The sequence below is a fragment of the Cognatundibacterium rivi genome (assembly GCF_018139565.1).
In the GTDB taxonomy this organism is placed as follows: domain Bacteria; phylum Pseudomonadota; class Gammaproteobacteria; order Burkholderiales; family Burkholderiaceae_D; genus Undibacterium; species Undibacterium rivi.
Map to the genome: position 1 here is coordinate 1 of NZ_JAGSPK010000006.1, position 14,364 is coordinate 14,364.

The 14,364-nt window shown below is 51.9% G+C and carries 12 protein-coding genes and 2 tRNA genes; 12 read left to right on the top strand and 2 right to left on the bottom strand.

Features of this window, described 5'->3' with window-relative positions; translation table 11 throughout:
• Positions 1 to 281: 281 nt before the first annotated feature.
• Both KDM87_RS15035 and KDM87_RS15040 read left to right on the top strand, forming a co-directional pair.
• A tRNA-Val gene (locus KDM87_RS15035) sits at positions 282 to 357 on the top strand.
• A gap of 34 nt (positions 358 to 391) precedes the next feature.
• Positions 392 to 468: transfer RNA gene (locus tag KDM87_RS15040), tRNA-Asp, on the top strand.
• Positions 469 to 650: 182 nt separating this feature from the next.
• Here the strand turns inward: KDM87_RS15040 and KDM87_RS15045 are convergent.
• Positions 651 to 1,559 (bottom strand): recombination-associated protein RdgC, encoded by a 909-nt coding sequence (locus tag KDM87_RS15045; protein ID WP_212679858.1) that lies wholly within the window; start codon positions 1,557 to 1,559, stop codon positions 651 to 653.
• A 180-nt stretch (positions 1,560 to 1,739) separates the two neighbouring features.
• Here KDM87_RS15045 and KDM87_RS15050 point away from each other — a divergent pair, with 180 nt between their 5' ends.
• The 7 genes from KDM87_RS15050 to KDM87_RS15080 all read left to right on the top strand — a co-directional run bounded on the left by KDM87_RS15050 (position 1,740) and on the right by KDM87_RS15080 (position 9,898).
• Complete coding sequence (locus KDM87_RS15050; RefSeq protein WP_212679859.1) at positions 1,740 to 2,300, top strand: DUF6622 family protein; 561 nt, start codon at positions 1,740 to 1,742, stop codon at positions 2,298 to 2,300.
• Between the two features lie 55 nt (positions 2,301 to 2,355).
• On the top strand, positions 2,356 to 4,068 hold the full coding sequence (argS, locus tag KDM87_RS15055; protein WP_212679860.1) for an arginine--tRNA ligase: 1,713 nt from the start codon (positions 2,356 to 2,358) through the stop codon (positions 4,066 to 4,068).
• Positions 4,069 to 4,187: 119 nt separating this feature from the next.
• Complete coding sequence (locus tag KDM87_RS15060; RefSeq protein WP_212679861.1) at positions 4,188 to 4,823, top strand: SPOR domain-containing protein; 636 nt, start codon at positions 4,188 to 4,190, stop codon at positions 4,821 to 4,823.
• Between the two features lie 36 nt (positions 4,824 to 4,859).
• Positions 4,860 to 5,576 (top strand): thiol:disulfide interchange protein DsbA/DsbL, encoded by a 717-nt coding sequence (locus KDM87_RS15065; protein WP_212679862.1) that lies wholly within the window; start codon positions 4,860 to 4,862, stop codon positions 5,574 to 5,576.
• Positions 5,577 to 5,633: 57 nt separating this feature from the next.
• Positions 5,634 to 6,416 carry an SDR family oxidoreductase gene (locus KDM87_RS15070; RefSeq protein WP_212679863.1) on the top strand — a complete coding sequence of 261 codons (783 nt, stop codon included), beginning with the start codon at positions 5,634 to 5,636 and terminating at the stop codon, positions 6,414 to 6,416.
• A gap of 3 nt (positions 6,417 to 6,419) precedes the next feature.
• Positions 6,420 to 7,247: a helical backbone metal receptor gene (locus KDM87_RS15075; protein WP_230407819.1), complete on the top strand. Its 828-nt coding sequence runs from the start codon at positions 6,420 to 6,422 to the stop codon at positions 7,245 to 7,247.
• 254 nt (positions 7,248 to 7,501) lie between these two features.
• The gene (locus tag KDM87_RS15080) at positions 7,502 to 9,898 is read left to right on the top strand and encodes a TonB-dependent receptor plug domain-containing protein (RefSeq protein WP_212679864.1); all 2,397 of its coding nucleotides are present in this window, start codon (positions 7,502 to 7,504) and stop codon (positions 9,896 to 9,898) included.
• Positions 9,899 to 10,007: 109 nt separating this feature from the next.
• Here the strand turns inward: KDM87_RS15080 and KDM87_RS15085 are convergent, their stop codons facing one another.
• Entirely contained in the window at positions 10,008 to 10,874 is an 867-nt protein-coding gene (locus tag KDM87_RS15085; RefSeq protein WP_212680217.1) for a DMT family transporter, read from the bottom strand.
• A gap of 383 nt (positions 10,875 to 11,257) precedes the next feature.
• Between KDM87_RS15085 and KDM87_RS15090 the strand changes: the two genes are divergently transcribed.
• The 3 genes from KDM87_RS15090 to KDM87_RS15100 all read left to right on the top strand — a co-directional run bounded on the left by KDM87_RS15090 (position 11,258) and on the right by KDM87_RS15100 (position 14,271).
• Positions 11,258 to 11,557 (top strand): helix-hairpin-helix domain-containing protein, encoded by a 300-nt coding sequence (locus tag KDM87_RS15090; protein ID WP_212679865.1) that lies wholly within the window; start codon positions 11,258 to 11,260, stop codon positions 11,555 to 11,557.
• A gap of 271 nt (positions 11,558 to 11,828) precedes the next feature.
• Complete coding sequence (locus tag KDM87_RS15095) at positions 11,829 to 12,941, top strand: zinc ribbon domain-containing protein (protein ID WP_212679866.1); 1,113 nt, start codon at positions 11,829 to 11,831, stop codon at positions 12,939 to 12,941.
• A gap of 136 nt (positions 12,942 to 13,077) precedes the next feature.
• The gene (locus KDM87_RS15100) at positions 13,078 to 14,271 is read left to right on the top strand and encodes a zinc ribbon domain-containing protein (protein WP_212679867.1); all 1,194 of its coding nucleotides are present in this window, start codon (positions 13,078 to 13,080) and stop codon (positions 14,269 to 14,271) included.
• Positions 14,272 to 14,364 lie beyond the last annotated feature (93 nt).

Sequence of the window (14,364 nt, forward strand, 5' to 3'; positions counted from 1 at the left end):
TCCCGAACAGGACCGTGAAACGACTCTGCGCCAATGATAGTGCTGCAACCAGTGTGAAAGTAGGTTATCGTCAGGCTTGTATTCTGCTAACCCCCCGTTACCTACCGTAACCGGGGGTTTTGCTTTTAGTGAGAGTACTAGTTATTTAAAGGTGTTTTCGCTGAAATTAAGCGAAAAAACTGATTGAAATACTAGACAAAAGACGGAAGTTAAACTATAATGTTGCTTCTGTTGACGTTGGTGACACAGCGTTAGATGTTTATCTGACTAAGCAAGAATATGGGTGCTTAGCTCAGTTGGTAGAGCGGCGCCCTTACAAGGCGTAGGTCGGGAGTTCGAGCCTCTCAGCACCCACCACAGATAAACATAGCAGTACAGATTAAGTAGTTTCGGAGTGGTAGTTCAGTTGGTTAGAATACCGGCCTGTCACGCCGGGGGTCGCGGGTTCGAGCCCCGTCCGCTCCGCCAGTAATTGAGAAAACGAGTTGCGTAAGCAGCTCGTTTTTTTATTTGTACGTTCTGAATTTGATTTGCCGTGTGCTGTGTCACTTATGGCGCATTACTGTATTTTTCCGGGCGTGATGCTGAGTATCGGATATAAAAAAGACGAGTAGATCAACTCGTCTTTTTAAATTTATTCATCAACTTGCTTACGCAGCTTTGGTGCTGTCGAGTTCTCCATCCAGCGCAAATACGATGTCGTCCAGCATTTTCGCCAATTCGGCCGTCATCAGCATAAAGTCTGCATCAAAGCGTTCTTCCTCGTTGGTTCCTTTGTCTTTATCTTCATCGAGAATATCCAGCGGCTTAATGCGTTTAATCGTCAGTGTATCTGTTAACACAAAACTGATGCGGTCATCCCAGGTTAATGCCAGCTTAGTGCACTGTTTGCCTGCAGCGATATGTTTCTGGACATCGTCAGGGTCAAGTGTATGGCGCACATAGCGTACCGTCGCTTTATCTTCGGTTGACGATTTCAGCTCTGTATCCTGGTCAATTGTGAAGCCTTTCGGTGCTTCATTTCCTGCCAGCCAACCTGTCATTGCTGCCTGAGGTGATGATTTGACTCGCAAACCTTCCAGCGGCAGCTTGTCACAGCACTTCAAGAGTAATTTGACGACCTCATCGGCACGGGATGGGCTTGATGCATCGATCACCAGCCAACGATTCGCTGGGTCAATCCAGACAAAAGTATTTCGTTTAACGCCAAATGCGCGAGGTAATAACTCATCAGTGACGCGTTCTTTTAAATCTTTCATCGCCTTTCTGCCGGGTGCAAAACCTTGCTGCTCCTCTAACTCTGCTGCGCGTGCTTTCGTAACCTGATTGATCACGCTGGACGGCAACAGCTTTTTTTCTGTCGCCAGTGCTATCAGAAACTGGTGATTGACGCTGTGAACCAGCATATCGTTATTGCGAGGTGAGGCCCAGCCCTGACTTTGCATTTCATTCGATGCGCATTGAGCGAAAGAAATTCTGGATAACTGCGCATTCAATTCCTCTGCGCTGATGTTCCAAGGAGAGGCAAGACGAAAAACCTGTAAGTTCTTAAACCACATAGTAAATCCAAACGAAGAAAACTACCATTCTACACGCCGCCCCATCGCAACTCACGCCGTAAAACGCGAGCTTCACGACATTTGGCTTCCATTGGTCGGATAGGACGGGAAAGCAGTGCAATTGCCCGCCATACTTCCCTCACAAACACTTCAATTCACGATTCACTGACGGAGGCAATCATGTTGCAACAAATTCTGATCAACACACCAATCTGGGTATGGGCGTTACTGGCATTTCTCATTTATCGCGGAGTCTTGATGAGTCGCGATCGCCAGGTCACTTTGCGTGCAACATTTATTTTGCCTTTGCTTATGTTAGGTCTGTCTTTACAAGGCTTGATCCAGCATTTTGGTGTTCGCTTTGAATCAGTCGGGCTGTGGCTGCTTGCCGCCGTTTGCGTCAGCGCTTTGTATGCCACGCATTTTGGCAAAAATGGTGTCCAAGTGGTGTCTGAACGCTTGATTCAGTTGCAGGGTAGCTGGATGCCACTCGTCCTGATGATGTCGATTTTCTTCCTGAAATACTGTGAAAACATTGCTGTTGTGGTGCAGCCAGAACTGCGCTCGAATATTGTGTTTATCAGTGTCTGCAGCGTCAGCTTTGGCATTATGAATGGTCTGTTTTTCGGTAAGCTTCTGAGAGTGCTGAGTTTACTGGCAAAACATAAACAACCTGCTTTGATGAAAACCGCATCGATGCTTACACTTGCAGACGGACATGGCGCGGGGGAGACAGTATAATGACCGCTGTCCTTATTTAGATTTGTTGCGCGAAACGCAATGAACCCTATGTGCCATGTTAGCTGAACAAAAACAAGAAATTCTCAACTCCTTAAAAAACGCGGTTGCCCCCATTTTGGAAGGCAGCGATCTGCAACCGACGGTATTGCTTGAACGCCCAAGAGATCCTTCGCATGGCGATATCGCTTGCAATATTGCCATGCAGATCGCTAAACCTTTGCGTAAAAATCCGCGTGAAATCGCTCAGGCGGTTGTGGCGAACCTGGCGGCACAGAATAATCCCCTGATCAGCGCTGTAGAGATTGCTGGTCCGGGCTTTATTAATATTCGTATCGCAACGGCTGCCAAACAGTCAGTGGTCAAAACTGTGTTGCAGCAGGGCGCGATTTACGGTCAGAGTCAACGTGGAGCTGGACAAAAAGTTGTTGTCGAATTCGTTTCGGCAAACCCGACCGGTCCTTTGCATGTTGGTCATGGTCGTCAGGGTGCGCTCGGTGATGCGCTTGCTGCGTTGCTGGATGTACAGGGTTACGACGTTTCGCGTGAGTTTTATTATAACGATGCCGGTGTGCAAATCGGTAATCTGGCTTTATCCGTGCAGGCACGTGCCAAAGGTCATGCACCGGGTGATGCCGCGTGGCCGGAATCTGCGTATAACGGTGATTACATCGCCGATATTGCGCGCGATTTTCTCGACAAGAAAACCGTATCTGCCAGCAATGGTCAGCCAGTTACAGCGACAGGTGATGCAGACGATATCGATTCCATCCGCGAATTCAGCGTGACTTATCTGCGCCGCGAACAAGATACCGATTTGCTCGCATTCGGTGTGAAATTTGATAATTACTATCTCGAATCTTCTTTGTACACAGACGGCAAAGTCGAAGCCACTGTCAGCGCGCTCAAAGCTGCCGGTAAAACATACGAACAAGATGGCGCATTGTGGTTGCGCACCACCGAGTACGGTGACGACAAAGACCGTGTGATGAAGAAGACCGACGGTACTTACACTTATTTCGTGCCGGACGTTGCCTACCACGTCACCAAGTGGGAACGCGGTTATCGCCAGGCCATCAATGTGCAAGGAAGTGACCATCATGGCACGATAGCCCGCGTCCGTGCTGGCTTGCAGGCACTGGATATCGGTATTCCAAAAGGCTATCCCGACTATGTGCTGCACAAGATGGTGACGGTCATGAAAGACGGTGCCGAGGTGAAGATTTCCAAGCGTGCCGGTTCTTATGTAACAGTGCGTGACCTGATCGAATGGTCTGGTAACGGTGATGTGGTCAAAGGGCGCGATGCAGTGCGCTTCTTCCTGATCTCGCGTAAAGCGGATACCGAATTTGTGTTCGATGTCGACGTCGCACTCGCGCAGTCGGATGAAAACCCTGTGTATTACGTCCAGTATGCGCATGCGCGTATTTGTTCCGTCCTCGCCCAATATGCGACCGATGAAGCCGCTTTTGCGCCATTACTCAATGTTGATCTGTCGCCGTTGACAGCGCCGCGCGAAGCGAGTTTGCTGGCAAAAATTGCGGAATATCCTGAAGCATTGGAAAAAGCGCTGGATGAACTCGGCCCGCATCAGGTTGCTTTCTATTTACGCGATCTGGCTGGCGAGTTGCATAGTTATTACAATGCCGAACGCGTGCTGGTGGATGATGAGCCGACCAAGCTGGCACGTCTGGCACTGATGCTGGCAACCCGTCAGGTCATCCGTAACGGTCTGGCTCTGATCGGCGTGTCTGCGCCGAATAAAATGTAATCTTCATTTTTAGTTTGTTGTTCTGGTTGTTGTGTTGTGCATGTTTTCAACCAGAATGACAGCTTACTTAAGTAATACCGGTCAGTATTCACAGAGTACAATTTTTTCGTCGGAGACGCATGAAATCACATCACTCAACGCTGCAGCGTCAGCAAGGTAATACCTTAACAGGCATCATTATTGGTCTGGTCATTGGCCTGGGCATTGCGGTGGCTGTCGCCTTGCTGATCACAAAATCATCGACACCTTTTACAAATAAAGGTGGAAAATCTGACAAACCGGATCAGCCGGTGACGCAGCTGCAGGATCCGAACCGGCCTATGTATGGCAAGCCTGATGCAGTTAAAGAAGCGGCAAAGGAACAGGCAAAAGACGCCGCAGTAGCCAAACCAGCTGATGCTGCACCGGCGCAGGCCGCTGTCCGCCCACCTGAAGTGAAAGTGGAAACAAAGCCAGCTCAGGAAAAGCCAGCGGCTGATAAAACCAGTGAAAAAGCAGCAGATGCGGCGGCGGATGATAAATACATCTACTTCCTGCAGGCTGGCGCTTTCAAAGAGCAGGCCGATGCGGACAGTGCCCGTGCCAAGCTGGCTCTGATCGGCTTTGAAGCCAGAGTGACAGAGAAAAATTCAGATACCGGTACCATGTATCGTGTCCGTGTCGGTCCGATAAATAATGCCGAAACAATGAACCGAATGAAGGCCAAATTGTCTGAGAATGGCGTTGATGTGGCAATTGTCAGAACTGCGAAGTAAACAGATTCAGTAATTCAGATTAATAAAGGAAAAGATATGCGTAGATTTACTCAAGCGATATATGCAGTATTTTTGCTGGGCTTAGGCCTGGTTTCAGCGAGTGCGGGTGCCTCTCCGGCCATGCCGCAATCCGGCGTTGAGTACCGTGTACTCGGTCGTCCACAGCCAACAGAAGCTGGTAAAAAAGTTGAAGTCATCGAATTCTTTGGCTATTTTTGCCCGCACTGCAATGCGCTCGAGCCTTTGATCGCAGAATGGGTCAAAAAACAGGGTGACAATATCGTGTTCAAACGTGTACACGTGAATTTTCATAATCTGGTGCAACAGCAAAAACTGTATCTGACACTGGAAGCAATGGGTAAAGCCGATGAGTATCAGATCAAAGCGTTCAACGCTTTGCACGTCGAGCGTAACCGTTTGCAATCCGATGCGGAAGTCATGAGTTTCGTTGCCAAGTCTGGCCTCGATAAACAGAAATTTACGGATGTTTATAATTCCTTTGCGATTCAAAGCAAACTGAACCGTACCAATCAATTGCTGGAGTCGTATCAGGTTGATAGCGTTCCTATGGTTGCGGTGGATGGCCGTTTCCTTACTTCACCGGTAGAGTCCGTACGTACCATGGGCCGTGTTTCTGAAGAAACTCAGAACCGTTCATTGTTGCAGGTACTCGATTTCCTGGTCAGTAAAGCGCAAAAAGAAAAAGCGGGTGCAGCACCTGCTGCCGCAGCTGACAGTGGCAAGAAAAAATAAGCTGAAGTACGATGCAATAAGTCCGCTGCTGGCGGACTTTTTTTTTAATTGGACACTATGAAAAACGTTTTCATTACGGGTGCATCTTCCGGCATAGGCGCTGCGCTTGCGCGTGAATATGCGGCGCAAGGCGCAACGCTGGGCTTGCTGGCTCGCCGCCGCGATAATCTTGAACAATTGCGTCGCAGCTTGCCAAATCCTGAGCAGCACCATATTTACGCGGTCGATGTTACCGATCATGCGGCCTTAGCAGCCGCTGCTGCCGATTTCATACGCCAGACCGGTAACGTTCATGTGGTGATTGCAAATGCCGGTATTTCCGTCGGCACCTTAACCGAACACGCTGGTGACCTTGCTGTTTTTGAACGCGTTGTACAAACCAATCTGACCGCCACCGTGGCGACATTTGCGCCTTTCATCCAGACTATGAAAAATGACGCGCAACCGGATGCGTGCCGCCTGGTCGGGATTGCCAGCGTTGCCGGTATCCGTGGCTTGCCCGGAGCTGAAGCCTACAGCGCATCGAAAGCTGCCGTCATCAGCTATTGCGAATCGCTGCGGGTGGAATTGAAAAAAAGCGGCATCCGTGTCGTCACGATTGCGCCGGGCTACATCGATACGCCGATGACGCAGATCAACACCTATCGCATGCCTTTCCTGATGCCGGTGCAAAAATTTGCGGCGAAAGCAGTGCAGACGATAGATGCGGGTTGTTCTTATCGCGTTATTCCTTGGCAGATGGGCGTGGTCGCCAAGGGTTTACGGCTGTTGCCAAACGCCTTGTACGATGCCGTATTTTCTCGTGCCCCGCACAAGGCGCGTGCAGACGATCAGCATTAGTTCATGCCAGATACCTACGATGACGATGGTCAAAAAATGACGAATGATGTCTCCCTTACCGATGCCATCGGGCAGCAACATCAGCCGGTGGCCGCAGCGCAAGCCAGAATCGTCAGTCTGGTGCCATCGATCACTGAGCTGATCTGCGATCTCGGTCTGGCATCCTCACTGGTCGGGCGTACCGGGTTTTGTATACATCCCGCTGACGTGGTGCAAGCAATTCCCAAAACCGGCGGCACTAAGGATGTGAATATTGAAAAAATCCGCCGGCTCGCACCAACGCATCTGATTGTGAATATCGATGAAAATGAAAAACCGACGGTGGATTTGCTGGCGGAATTTATTCCGCATGTGATTGTGACGCACCCGAATACCCCGCGCGACAATCTGGCTTTATATCGTCTGCTGGGTGGAATTTTTCAGGTCGAGGCCGCGGCCGGACAACTCTGTACCGCGTTTGAAAAGGCGTACGCTGATCTGACCATGCCGGTCAACCCACAACGTGTTTTGTACTGCATATGGAAAGACCCGTGGATGAGCATTGCGGGCGATACCTATATCGCGAATATGCTGAAGCTGGCGGGTTGCGAGGTCTGGGCACCGGAAAACAATACCTTGCGCTATCCGGCTTTCAGCTGGAATGACACGATGGCGGCGCAATTTGACAGCGTCTTATTATCGACCGAACCGTATCGCTTCACGGAAGCCCATGTCGATGCGCTGGAACGCCAGCTGGGCAAGCCCGTGCAGCTGGTCGATGGCGAAATGCTGTCGTGGTACGGCAGCAGGGCGATCCAAGGCTTGATGTATTTAAAAACATTGAAATTTTAAATCTGAAAATATTTTTACAAATTTCAGCTATTCCGCATAAATGTCACACTGAGGACACAAACCAGACACACCAAGATTGACATGTTTTTCTTCAGGGGCTGATACTCAAATGCATAGAAATCTGTCTGAAACCCAGGGCTGGCCTGCACCTCGATAGAGCATGGCCTGACGCGCTTGCTGTTTTATCTGGCTGACAGATTTCTCATCAAATTGAATATCTCCCAATCAACATTGCAATTCTAAGGAATCTTGTCATGACCAAAATGCGTAAGGCCATTTTGCTCGCCCTCTATGGCGCCAGCTCTGCCGCAGCGTTTACTCCGGTTTGCGCATACGCGCAGACCAGCCCGGAAAAAGCCTCAGATGCACCGGTACAAACGATGACCATCGTCGGTTCCCGCCGGATCAATTCTTCGGCTACTGAAACGCCATTACCAATCGACTTTATTTCTGTTTCCAAATCCGCTGAACAAGGTGGACAGTTCGATCTTGCTCAGACGCTGGCGAATATCTCACCTTCGTTCAATTCCACCCGTCAGACGGGTGCCGATGGTGCTGATCTGGTGGATTCCGCAGCATTGCGCGGTCTGGGCTCAGACCAGACACTGGTGCTGGTGAACGGCAAACGTCGTCACACCGTGTCGCTGGTGAATCTGTTCGGCGCGCGTAACCGTGGGAATACCGGTACCGATCTGAATGCGATTCCGGTTATGGCGATCAGCAATGTGCAGGTATTGCGTGATGGCGCAGCGGCGCAATACGGTTCTGATGCGATTGCAGGCGTGATGGATATCAGTCTGAAGAAAAATCTGGGTTGCGAAGCCAGTTTCGGTTACAGCCAGTATTCTGTCGGCGATGGTAAAAACTATCTGCCGTCCGCCTACTGCGGCATACAGATCGGTGAAAAAGGCGTGCTCGGCGTGACGGTGGAATACACCGATCGCGGCCGTTCAAACCGCGCAGATCCGGGCAATCCGCGCACCATCGGTGACACCAAAGTCACAGGGCCAACGGTGTATCTGAACGGTGAAGTGCCGAATGGCGGCACCGATAAATTCTATTTCACCTTGGGGACGCAGCAACGTAAAGCATCCTCCGCCGCATGGGCGCGTGGCGGCGTGGGTTCCGACGATATTCCTTCGCGCAATTCTGCGGCGATGTATCCGAATGGCTTTGTGCCTTACATCAATGGTGATATCAACGACATCTACGGCATCGCCGGTTACCGTTTCAGCGTTGGTGAATGGCGTGCCGATTTGTCGCAGACTTACGGTTTCAACGAACTCAAGTACAACATCAGCAATACTCTGAATGCCTCCATCGCGAATAAAGATTTGCTGAGCGGTGGCAAAGGCATCAGCCCTAGCAGTTTCGATGCCGGTGGTTTCTCATTTTCACAAGCGACGACAAATCTGGATTTCAGCCGCTTCTTTGACGGTTTCATGAATGGCGTGAACGTGGCGTTTGGTGGCGAATACCGCCGTGAAAATTACAAAATTTTCTCTGGTGAACCAGGCTCTTACAATGACGTCGATGGTGTTGGCTTCGGTGGTAATGCCGGTAGTCAGGGCTTCCCGGGTTTTCAGCCGGGTGACCGCACTGATCGCAGCCGCAACAGCCTGGCAGCCTATGTCGATATCGAAACTGATGTGACGAATCGCTTTAAAGTACAAACCGCTGTGCGTGGCGAACGTTACAGTGATTTCGGCTCCACGCTCACCGGTAAAGTTGCCGCCAGCTACAAAGCGACCGACGACGTGAATCTGCGTGGCTCACTGAGCACAGGTTTCCGCGCACCGTCACTGCAGCAAGTGTATTTTTCTTCGACGTTCACCGACTTCATTTCCGGCGTACCGATGGATGTGGTGTTAGCACCGAATGGCGGCACCATTGCGAACGCCGCTGGTATTCCGAAACTGCATGAAGAAAAATCGAAAAACTACACGCTGGGTCTGACCTACAAACCAAGCAATACGTTTTCGATGACGGCCGATCTGTACCGCATCGATATTTCTGACCGCATCGTTTTGTCGGGTCGTTTTGATGCGAATAATTATCCGGCGCTGGGTGCAACGCTGTCTGCGCTGGGTGTTGGTCAGGCACAGTTTTTTGTGAACTCCATCAATACCAAAACACAAGGTATCGATCTGACTGCATCGCATAAAGCCAATCTTGGCGCTGGTAAATTGTCGACCTATCTGGGTCTGAATTACAGCAAAACCGAAGTCACGAAAGTGAACGCACCGGCATCGCTGAAAGGCTATGAAGATGTGTTGCTGTCCGAGCGTGAACGCCTGTTCATCGAGCAGGGCGGCCCGCGCGTGAAAGGCACGCTGGCATTCAATTATGAGCAAGGTCCGTGGGCCAGCGAATTCAAAGTGATTCACTATGGTTCGCAAACACTGGGCACGTTCTCCGGTACCGCAGCGGGTGTACCGAATGCGTATTACAAACCAAAAACCTCTGCCGATCTGGCAGTGACGTATGCATTCAATGACACCACGAAACTGACGGTTGGCGGCACGAATATTTTCAACGTCAAACCAACGCGCCAGGATCCGAACGAAACCGACAACGGTTTCTATTACGATAGCGTGCAGTTCGGTCTGGGCGGTGCAGCGTATTTCGTCAAACTGTGGAAAAAATTCTGATCAATATTCTGATTCGGACACTGATTTTTCCGCCGGCATTTCCGGTGTAAAAAAAGGAGGCGCTTGCCTCCTTTTTTATTTGATCAATGATGCAGAAGATGTGCTGATGTTATTGCCGATTGGTCAGTGACACGCCCGCAATCACCAGCAAACCGCCGACGATCATCGACAATAAAATCGGCTCGCCCAGCAACAGCGCGGCGAGTGTAATACCGAACACCGGCACCAGATTATTGAAGACCGCCGTCCGCGCCGGGCCTATGGCTTTCACGCCTTCGTAATACCAGACAAAACCGATTACCGTACCGAAAGCGCCCAGATACACAATCGCAGCCAGCACCGGCCAGGTCAGGCGACTAGTATCGAATTGCGGCCATTCCGTGACCGCGCCGCAGACCAATAGCGACAAACCCCACAGCGATGCATACGTCGTCGCAGCAATCGGCGACAAGCCGCGCAGCGCATGTTTGCCGATGATGGTGTAAGCGGCCCAGCCGCAGACCGCGCACAGCATGAATAATTCGCCCTTACCGACTGATTGCGAGATATCACGGAGCGCGCTGCCCAGATCACCGCGCGTGATCACCACTGCCGCACCGGCAAACGCAATCGCGATGCCCAGCCAGCGCCGCGCACCGAGCCGTTCACCAAACAATGCCGCCAGTGCCAGCGCCGTGACAATCGGATTCAGTGCGACAAACAAGGCTGTGCGCCCGGCGGGCATCAGTGCCAGTGCGGAAAAAAAGCAGATGTTGTATAAAAAGATGCCCGTCGCACCGAGCGCAAATGTTGCCTGCATTTGCTGCCGCGTCAGTTTCGGCAAGCCGCCTTCGAGCTTCCACGCCAGCAACCACAGCAGGCCGCTGGCCACCGCAAAACGCAGCGCCGCCGCAGTCATGTGCGGAATTTCACTCGCCACAATACGACCGGCAATAAAAGTGCCGCCCCAGAACAAGGCGACCGCAACCAGTTTCAGATAAGTGGTGACAGGAACGGGAGTGTGGGCAGATTTCACGATAGCGCGCTTCAACAGAAAGCGTGAAGGGTACACGAAAACGCCGGTTCACCACATCGGCGCGACGCTGAGTGGTTTCGCATCGCGTAAAGCCTGGCAAGCAAACCGCTGAAAATCACCCGAAAAATGCCATAAAAAGCAGAAAAATGGGGAGTATCAGCCATTTTTACCTTTATCTCCTTATAAACAAAGGGCGTTAAAAAATACTGGGGGGAGTATATTTTCGCCTTTGGGAGCCCGAAATCGATGTTACAGACGACCTGCGAACGCATTGCCAATTGATCAGCATACGGTTATCGTGCTGTGACCAGCACACCACCAGCACACTGATACGGAGCTCATCCATGCACCCCGACAAAGTTGACCGAAACCGCCTGCGCGCGCTGACGGATTTACCGAATATTGGCAAGGCCGGTGCGGCGGATCTGCGTTTGCTGGGCATCACCACGCCTGCGCAACTGGTGGGGCAGTGTCCGTGGCAGATGTACGAAAAACTGTGTCAGCTGACTGGCGTGCGGCATGATCCTTGTGTGATCGATGTGTTCATGTCCATCACCGCATTCATGAATGGCGAACCGGCGAAACCGTGGTGGGAATTTACCGACGCCCGCAAGCTGGCGCAGCCGGAAAAAGCCGCTTCCTGAGCAAAAAAAGGGGGAGTATCTGGCTTTTTAGCGCTGATCTCCCTATCAATAAAGGCTGTTGAAAAATACCCCACCCAGTATGTTGATGGCCTCAACAACGGCTTTGCGACCTTGTTGTGTTGTTTATCATGCTCTTCCGCGCTCGTATTCCCCACTTTTGATCAGCCATTTAATTGTCTTGTTACAAACCCCTTGTATAATTTTTGCAATAATTTCTTTGCTACTGATCGTAGTGATGGAATGCTGAGTAAACCGACAAAAAGGAAGATGGATGAATACCTGTGTGAGCTGCGGTAAGGACAACCCGGATGGTGCCAAATTTTGTAAATCGTGTGGCACTTCATTGTTACCGCCAGCGCCGCCGATGCCTGAGTGTCATCAATGCCATGCATCACTGACCCCGGGGGCGCGTTTCTGCAAAAAATGCGGTACCAGCACTGGCGCCGATGCTGCCGCTCCCACTCCCACTGCCACTGCCACGGCAGAGGATGTTGTGACGGCAAACGCCAGCGATGCACCGCTCAGTGCGACAGAACAAGCAGCAGAACAAGCAGCAGAACAAGCAGCAGACCTGCCGACAGCACAGGCGCCTATCGCCAGCGAAGCCGTGACAATTCCGCCTGAGCAAAGCGTGAGCGCTGCTGCTGATGCTGCTGCTGATGCTGCTGCTGCTGCTGTGCCACCAGCAAACACGGCTGTCCCCGTCACTGCAGCGACGCCAGCCGCAAGTACCGCGAGCGTCATTGAGACACCGGCTAGCGTGCATCCAGCGGCGCAGCCATCGCAGCCAACTGCTGCCAACGCGTCGTCTTCCTACCATGCCCTGCCGGTCAGCAAAACGGCGACGCCGGTGACGGCCATCGTGCTGGTTGCGGCGGTCGTGGCGGTCGCCGCGTGCGCTGGTGCTTACGTCTGGTATGCCAAATCTCATACGCAGACCGAGCTTGTCGTGACCAGTGCTGAACCTGTTGCGGCCTCATTGCCGGAAAGCAGCCCGCCAGCGGATGTTGCACCGGCACCAGCTTCCGCCGTTGCAATGCCGGAAGTGACGACAGCGCCGACGGCACCCGCAGCTACGGAAGCGCCTGCGCCTGTGACCGCCAAAAAGAAACGGCGGCGTGACGATGATGAATTTGACGAAGACGACGATTTTTACGATGAACCGGTCAACGCTAAACGCCCGCAGGGGGCGCAGGCACAGCCAGGCGGCGAAATGATGCATGGTAAGGCGACCGCTTTGCTGAATCGCGCCGACAGTTTTATCGCCAGCGGTGATTACGATAATGCACTGGCGACCGCCCAGACGGCGCTGGCGCTGGACCCCGGCAATACTGCGGCGCTCGCAAAAATCAGGAAAATCAAACAACTGCGTTCACGCTATTAAACCAGTTCAGCACATGGGCTTACGCATGATGTCGTCTGCCCATGTTCCGGCGTGGCACTGATCGTTTGCGCCGCACATCTTCCATCAACCATCATTGTTAACCCCGTCCAGAGTGACGACATCCATCGGAGACTACATGAGCAGCAATCCAACGAATTCCGGCAGCCCATTTGTGTTGCTGCGTGCCGCAGAGGCCGCAACGAACTGGCGCGCACTCGCCATGACTGGCATGGCTGCACTGGCTTTTTTCCTGTCGATGGCGATGACGGCCTGGCTGGCGCAGCACAGCATTTTGCTGGGTGGCCTGTTGACCATCGTGAGCTTGATTGTCGGTATCACCGGCTATTCAGCGGTCGGTATTTTGCTGATGCGCCAGTCGCAGGGGCGTGAACTCAGTTTTACCGACGCGATTATCCAGGGCGTCTTTACAGTACATCGCATGCTGGGTGTGGCGCTGGTGTTGCTGGTGATTTTTTTACTGGTAGCGCTGCTTGCGTTTGCCGTGCTGTTTTTGTGTAAGTTGCCCGGGCTTGGTTCCTTGCTGTATGCCGTTATGTTGCCATTGCTGACGGTGATCATCGGCGTCACTTTTGCCAGTATCTTTTATGTAGCCATGCCACTGGCAGCACCGGCAATCTGGGCCGGTAACTCGGTAATGGAAACGATTGCTCGTTTGTTTGTGATTGTCCGTCAGCGTTTGCTGATGACGATTACTTATATCGTCGTGCTGTCTTTCCTGGTGCTGTTTTTGTCTGGCGTGGTGTCTTTCATTTTGTTTTCCGGCTATGTCACAACGATGGGAATTTCTCAGGCTGTCGGTATTAATCCTATGGGAAATGTGATGGGAATGATGTCCGGCATCATGGGAAACTCGATGGGAAATCACATGGGATACGGCGGCGGCTTTGAAGCTCTGGAGAGTGGCATGGCGTACACCGGTGCATTTGGTTTCGCAACGGGATTGCTGTTCAGCGTTGGCATGGTCATCCCGTTTCTGACGATGATTAACGGTACCTGCCTGATTTATCTGCAAGTGACGGATGGTCTGAATTTCACGGAGGCCGAAGAACAATTGCAGGCGCAGATGCAGGAAGCCAAACGTCGCGCGAACGAAGCCAAAGAGCGTGCCGGTGCAAAATTGCAGGAAGCAAAAGACGCCGCAGCGGCATCGGCAGCGGCTGCTAAGAATCAACCGCCAGCGACGCCGTCTGCGCCTGTTGTGCCAGTTGCACAGGTGGCACCGGTTGCCAGAATATGTTCTGCCTGCAAAGCGCCATTGGCAGCAGACGACATTTTCTGTGGTGAATGCGGTACAAAAAATCCTCTGTAAAAACGCTTATAAATCTGGTGCGATACAAGCTTCAGGTCAGTCGTTAACGTGAAATTCCAGCGTGGTACGACTGGCCTGACAGATCAACTCAAA